We start from the raw sequence: 5,815 nt of genomic DNA, 5'->3' as shown, positions 1-5,815 counted from the left end.
GAACGTAGTACGACAGATGGACGCGGCGGCCCCGCGCGATCGCGTCGCGCAGCAGGGCGAGGCCCGTCCGATCCGGGTCGGCGGACCCGCTGTAGGCGTCCACCTCCACCGCGACCTGGCTGGACGCGCCCGCCGCCGTTCCCGCCGCGAGGGCCGTCGTGATCCGGATCCTCAATCGCGATGCCATAGCGGCCCATTGTCACCTACCCGTTGCCATGCTGCGTACGGAACGCGGATGCGCGTGTGATGCCCACCCGTCCCGTTTCGCCCCGATCCCACGTTGCGATCTTCGAACACACGTTCCATACTGGCCGGACGGTTGATCGCTCAGACGTTCGAAGGGGGCGGGTGTGCGCTGGGACCACTTGCGGCTGGACGGCGACCCGGGCCCGGAGCCGCCGCTGATCGAGCGGCGGGCGGTGGCGCGCACATTCGACACCCCGGAGTTCCGCAGCATGACCTTCTACGAGGTCCGCGCCAGGACGGTCGTGAACAAGGTCCCCGAGGCGTCCCGCATGCCGTTCCGCTGGACGATCAACCCCTACCGAGGTTGCAGCAATGCGTGCGTCTACTGCTTCGCCCGCAAATCTCACGAGTATCTGGACATGGACGCGGGGGCCGACTTCGACTCGCGGATCGTGGTGAAGGTGAACGCGGCCGAACGCGTCCGGGCGGAGCTGGCGTCGCCGCGGTGGCGGGGCGAGCACATCGCGCTGGGCGCCAACGTCGACTGCTACCAGCGCGCCGAGGGCCGCTACCGGCTGATGCCGGGGATCCTGGCGGCGCTCCGGGACGCGGCCAACCCGTTCTCCGTCCTGACCAAGGGGGCGCTGATCCTGCGTGACCTGCCGATCCTGCGGGAGGCGGCCGAGCGCGCGGCGGTGAGCGCGGCGGTGTCGATCGGGTCGGTGGACCCGGACCTGTGGCGGCTGGCCGAGCCGGGCACCCCGCCGCCGCGCCGCCGCCTGGCGGTGTGCACGGCGCTGAACGAGGCGGGCATCGGGTGCGGCGTCCTGATGGGCCCGGTCATCCCGTACCTGTCCGACTCGCCCGCGCAACTGGACGCGGCCGTCCGGCGGATCGCCGGGGCGGGCGCGACCTGGGTGTCGGCGATCACGCTGCACCTGCGTCCCGGCGCCCGCGAATGGTTCATGGCGTGGCTGCGCGCGCACCACCCGGAGCTGATCGTCCCCTACGCGCGCCTCTACGGGTCGGGCGCCTACGCGCCGCGCGAGTACCAGGACGACATATCCCGCCAGGTCCGCGACCTGGCCGCCCGCTACGGCATCGGCGACCGCGCGGCGCACCGCGCCGCTCCCCCGCCACCGCCGCCCGAGCCGCCCGGGCAGCTGTCCCTCCTCTGATCCGCCGCCCGCGCCGGTCCGGGGCGGGCCGGGCGGTCGTCCGGCTGGTGGGCCGGGATGGTGCGGTGGACGGTGAGGCCCGTGTTGTCGGGTGACAGGTCGGGGCGCAGGACGAGGTCGTCGTCATAGTCGCCGCCCGATTCGGTCCGGTACGGGATGGGCGCGGCGGTGGGCAGGGCGTGCAGCCGCTCGTCGAGCGCCGCGGCGGCGGCCGCGGTGTCGGCAAGTCCGGCCCGGTCGGCGGCGGCGATGACCAGCGGAGGCAGGACGTCCATGCCGGTGTAGAACAGGGTGCCGTGCAGCAGGGGGAACAGGACGTCCTCGGCGTCGCCGTGGACGCCGCGGGGGCCGAGGCCGGTGGGCCGGGCGCCCGCGGTGGTGACGACCAGGGCGCGGCGCCCGGCAAGGCCCCCGGCGCCGTAGCGCAGGGTGCGGCCGCGGCCGTCGGTGACGCCGAACGCGAACCCCTGGACGAAGACGCGATCGAACCAGCCCTTGAGGATGGCGGGCATCCCGAACCACCACATGGGGAACTGCACGACCAGCGCGTCCGCCCAGGCGATCTTGTCCTGTTCGGCGCGGATGTCGGGCGCCAAGGAGCCGGCGGCGTGGGCGCGCTCGGACGCGGCGCCGACGACCAGCCGGTCGGCGGGGTCGTGACCGAAGTCGGCGGGCCCGACGACCGGGTTCCAGCCCATCGCGTACAGGTCGGAGTGGCGGACGCGATGGCCCAGGCGCGCGAGGGTGGCGGCGCCGCGGTCGCGCAGGACGCCGTTGAGGGAGCGCCCCTCGGGGTGCGCGAAGACCCACAGCACGTTCATGGCGGTCTCCTTCCGGTGCGGTGCGATGCCGGGTGGCGTGTTCGATGCTGCCGGGCGGGCGGGCCCGCCACGAGCGGCCGGTGGGCCGATATGTGCAAGGATCAGGCCATGATCGTGACGGGGCACCGGGTGGCGGTGCTGGTGCGCGAGGGCGTCCTGCCGCTGGAGCTCGGCCTGGTCCACCAGCTGTTCGGGCAGGCCCGCTCGCCCGGCGGCGCGCCGCTGTACGAGGTGGTGTCGTGCGCGGTCGAGCCGGGCGAGGTCGCGACCGACGCCGACTTCGCGGTGACGGTCGCCCGCGGGCTGGACGCGGTCGCCGCCGCGGACACGGTGATCGTCCCGGCGTCCCACACGCTGGACGAGACCCGACCCGGCGAGGGCCCGGTCCCGGCGGCGCTGGCCGCGGCGGCGCGACGGGGCGCGCGGGTCGCGTCGATCTGCACGGGCGCGTTCGTGCTCGCGGCGGCAGGGCTGCTGGAGGGCCGTCGCGCCACGACGCACTGGATGTCGTGCGACCGGCTCGCCGCGATGTTCCCCGGGGTGCGGGTGGACGCGGCCGTCCTGTACGCCGACGAGGGCAACGTGCTGACCTCCGCCGGGGAGGCGGCGGGCATCGACCTGTGCCTGCACCTGATCCGCCGCGACCACGGCGCCGCGGTGGCGGGGGACGTGGCGCGCCGCACGGTCGTGCCGCCGCACCGCGACGGCGGCCAGGCCCAGTTCATCGCGCGCCCGGTGCCCGCGCCGCGGCAGACCTCCACGGAACCGGCGCGGGCGTGGGCGCTGCGGAACCTGGACGCGCCGGTGACCCTGGCACGGATGGCGGCGCGGGCGTCGATGAGCGTGCGGACGTTCACCCGCCGGTTCCGGCAGGAGACCGGCGTGTCCCCGCAGGTGTGGCTGACCGCGCAGCGGGTGGAGCGGGCGCGGCGGCTGCTGGAGGAGACCGACCTGCCGGTCGACCGGGTCGCCGAGCGCGCCGGGTTCGGGACGGCGGCGTCGCTGCGGCAGCACCTGCAGGCGGTGGTCGGGGTGGCGCCCACCGCCTACCGCGCCACGTTCCGCGGCCGCTGACACCGCGCGCGAGCCGCCGGACGAACCGCCGGGCGCGGGGCGGACGGCGGGTCAGGCGTGTTCGGCGTCGAGTTCGACGGGGGCGGCGATGACGTCGACCATGGCGCCGTTGCGCAGCACCGTGATGGACAGCGGCCGCCCGATCGCCTCGGCGAACATCAGCCGCTGCAGCGACTGCGCGGTGGCCACGGGACTGCCGCCGGCGGTGAGGACCAGGTCGCCGCGGCGCAGCCCGGCCCGGTCGGCGGGGCTGCCGGGCACGACCTCCACGACGCGCAGCGCCTCGTCCTGCCCGATCCGGGGGCGCAGCACCGCCGGGACGGGGACGGGCGCGGCGACCAGCCCGAGGAACGCGCGGCGGACCCGGCCGTCGCGGATGAGCGCGCCGATGATCCGGCGCGTGGTGGCGTTGATCGGCACCGCCAGGCCGAGCCCGAACCCGGCGACGGCGGTGTTGACGCCGACGACCCGGCCGCGGGAGTCGGCGAGCGCACCGCCGGAATTGCCGGGGTTCAGGGCGGCGTCGGTCTGGATGACGTCCTCGATGACGCGGACCACGGTGCCGGTGCGGGTCGGCTGCGAGGTCGGCAGCGACCGGCCCAGCGCCGACACCACCCCGGCGGTCACCGATCCGGACAGGCCGAGCGGGTTGCCGACCGCGACGACGAGCTGACCGACGACCAGCCCGTCGCTGTCGCCGAGCGTCACCGGGTCGGGGACGGGACCGTCGGCGCGGACGACGGCCAGGTCCGACAGCGGATCGGTGCCGACGACGGTGAACGGGGCGGTCGAGCCGTCGGCGAACGCGGCCTGCCCGCCGGTCGCGGCGCCGACGACGTGGGCGTTGGTGAGCAGGAACCCGTCGCCGGTGAACGCGACCGCGGACCCGGCGCCCTCACCGCGCCGGTGCCGGACGCGCAGCGCCGCCACGCGCGGGGTCAGCTCGCGGGCGACGGCGGACACGACGCGCGAGTAGGCGTCCAGCGGCGCGTCGTCGTGGGGGTCGGAGACCATCGCACCTCCCGGATGATTACATCGTTACACGGTAACGACGGCCGGGGAAGAGGTGTTCCCACGCACCGGCCGCGCCAGGGCGGCCGTGCTAGGGCGCGCCCGGGGACGCCTCCTCGCGCAGGATGCTGTACAGGACCTCGTCGCGGTACCGGCCGCCGATGAAGGCGTAGCCGCGGATGACGCCTTCGCGGGTGAAGCCCGCCTTCTCCAGCGCGCGCTGCTCGGCGACGTTGTCCACGTCGGTCTCGGCCTGGACCCGGTGCGCGAGGGTGTTGGCGAACAGGTACTCCACCAGCAGCCGTTGCGCCCGGGTGCCCGCGCCCCGCCCGCGCACCTCGGGCATCAGCGAGATCCCGATGCTCCAGCACCACACCGGCCCGGCGGTGAACAGCTTCCGGTACGAGACCACCCCGAGCGGCCCGCCGCCGCCCGGCGCGCCGTCGACCATGAGCGTGGCGGTGTCGTCGCCGAGCCAGCCGTCCTCCTCCCACCGGCGGCGGAACCGCCGCAGGTCGCGCCACCCGTCCCACAGGAACGGCCCGGACAGGTCGGGGTCGGTCCGCAGCCGCTCGACGAACGGCAGGTCCCCCTCGGCCACCGGCCGCAGCCGCACATGATCGTCCATCGGCCTCACGGTAAAGCCGGCGCGCCCGCGCCACCACCTGGTTCCGCGATTCCCCGGGTCACCGCCCGCGCCCGGACGCGCCGCGCGACACCATAGGGTGCGGGGCATGGAAGCCGCTCCGGGGACGGCCGCCGAGCCGGTCGTGGTCGAACGCGCGGACGGCACCGGCGGCGAGCTGGTGCTGCGCCGCGCCGGCGCCCACTACGAGATCATCAGCAACGGCGTGTTCCTCATGGACACCCGCAACGGCGAGTCCGAACGGCTCCTCATCCGCGCCGCACTCGACGGCCGCGCGGGCGCCGGCGGCCCGGCGCGGCTGCTGATCGGCGGGCTCGGCGTCGGGTTCTCCCTCGCCGAGGCCCTCACCCTGCCGGACGTCGCGCACGTCACCGTCGTCGAACGCGAGCCCGCCGTGATCGCCTGGCACCGCACCGTCCTGCGGCCCTGGTCGCGGGACGCGCTGGACGACCCCCGCGTCACCGTCCAGAACGCCGACCTGCTCGACGTCCTCGCCGCCCCACCGCCCGGCGCGGACGGACGGTTCGACGCCCTGTGCCTGGATATCGACAACGGCCCCGACTGGACCGTCACCCCCGGCAACGCCCGCCTCTACAACCCCACCGGCCTGGACCTGCTCGCCGCGCACCTCACCCCCCGCGGAACGCTCGCGGTATGGAGCGCGAACACCGCCCCCGCCTTCGAGGCCCTCCTGCGCGACCGGTTCGCGCACGTGCAGGCACGGCCGGTACCGGTGCCCCGCGGCGAACCCGACGTCATCTACCTGGCCCGCGAACCCCTCCTGTCTCTTATACACATCTCCGAGCCCACGAGACCCTAAGACAACTCGTATGCCGTCTTCTGCTTGAAAAAAAAAAAGAGCACAGGGCCACCTGCGGTGCCAACGTACAACGGTGTGT

General features: G+C 74.9%; 6 protein-coding genes and 1 pseudogene. 3 read left to right on the top strand and 4 right to left on the bottom strand.

Annotated elements, in window-relative coordinates; translation table 11 throughout:
• Nucleotides 1-187 (bottom strand): annotated as a pseudogene (locus tag ETD83_RS38495) (hypothetical protein); the annotation flags it as partial.
• Between the two features lie 163 nt (nt 188-350).
• Here ETD83_RS38495 and ETD83_RS38490 point away from each other — a divergent pair.
• Nucleotides 351-1,364 carry an Rv2578c family radical SAM protein gene (locus tag ETD83_RS38490; RefSeq protein WP_205718123.1) on the top strand — a complete coding sequence of 338 codons (1,014 nt, stop codon included), beginning with the start codon at nt 351-353 and terminating at the stop codon, nt 1,362-1,364.
• On the opposite strand, the gene ETD83_RS38485 is transcribed toward ETD83_RS38490, so the two are convergent.
• On the bottom strand, nt 1,280-2,185 hold the full coding sequence (locus ETD83_RS38485; RefSeq protein WP_138650121.1) for an NAD(P)H-dependent oxidoreductase: 906 nt from the start codon (nt 2,183-2,185) through the stop codon (nt 1,280-1,282). The genes ETD83_RS38490 and ETD83_RS38485 overlap by 85 nt on opposite strands.
• 108 nt (nt 2,186-2,293) lie before the next feature.
• On the opposite strand from ETD83_RS38485, the gene ETD83_RS38480 reads away from it, so the two are divergent.
• Nucleotides 2,294-3,259 (top strand): GlxA family transcriptional regulator, encoded by a 966-nt coding sequence (locus ETD83_RS38480; protein WP_230421478.1) that lies wholly within the window; start codon nt 2,294-2,296, stop codon nt 3,257-3,259.
• Nucleotides 3,260-3,310: 51 nt separating this feature from the next.
• Here the strand turns inward: ETD83_RS38480 and ETD83_RS38475 are convergent, their stop codons facing one another.
• The gene (locus ETD83_RS38475) at nt 3,311-4,273 is read right to left on the bottom strand and encodes a S1C family serine protease (RefSeq protein ID WP_138650119.1); all 963 of its coding nucleotides are present in this window, start codon (nt 4,271-4,273) and stop codon (nt 3,311-3,313) included.
• A gap of 88 nt (nt 4,274-4,361) precedes the next feature.
• Nucleotides 4,362-4,898: a GNAT family N-acetyltransferase gene (locus ETD83_RS38470; RefSeq protein ID WP_138650118.1), complete on the bottom strand. Its 537-nt coding sequence runs from the start codon at nt 4,896-4,898 to the stop codon at nt 4,362-4,364.
• Nucleotides 4,899-5,004: 106 nt separating this feature from the next.
• Here ETD83_RS38470 and ETD83_RS38465 point away from each other — a divergent pair, with 106 nt between their 5' ends.
• Nucleotides 5,005-5,736: a spermidine synthase family protein gene (locus ETD83_RS38465; protein ID WP_138650117.1), complete on the top strand. Its 732-nt coding sequence runs from the start codon at nt 5,005-5,007 to the stop codon at nt 5,734-5,736.
• Nucleotides 5,737-5,815 lie beyond the last annotated feature (79 nt).

Origin of the sequence: Actinomadura soli, from assembly GCF_005889715.1 — a bacterium.
Lineage (GTDB): Bacteria > Actinomycetota > Actinomycetes > Streptosporangiales > Streptosporangiaceae > Spirillospora > Spirillospora soli.
Note: the sequence above shows the minus strand (reverse complement) of the source record. Positions and strands in the feature narration are given on the sequence as shown.

Excerpts from the sequence above, each read along its gene's own strand:
- ETD83_RS38465 (WP_138650117.1), top strand. The coding sequence starts at position 5,005 with ATGGAAGCCGCTCCGGGGACGGCCGCCGAGCCGGTCGTGGTCGAACGC.
- ETD83_RS38480 (WP_230421478.1), top strand. The coding sequence starts at position 2,294 with ATGATCGTGACGGGGCACCGGGTGGCGGTGCTGGTGCGCGAGGGCGTC.
- ETD83_RS38470 (WP_138650118.1), bottom strand. The coding sequence starts at position 4,898 with ATGGACGATCATGTGCGGCTGCGGCCGGTGGCCGAGGGGGACCTGCCG.
- ETD83_RS38485 (WP_138650121.1), bottom strand. The coding sequence starts at position 2,185 with ATGAACGTGCTGTGGGTCTTCGCGCACCCCGAGGGGCGCTCCCTCAAC.
- ETD83_RS38475 (WP_138650119.1), bottom strand. The coding sequence starts at position 4,273 with ATGGTCTCCGACCCCCACGACGACGCGCCGCTGGACGCCTACTCGCGC.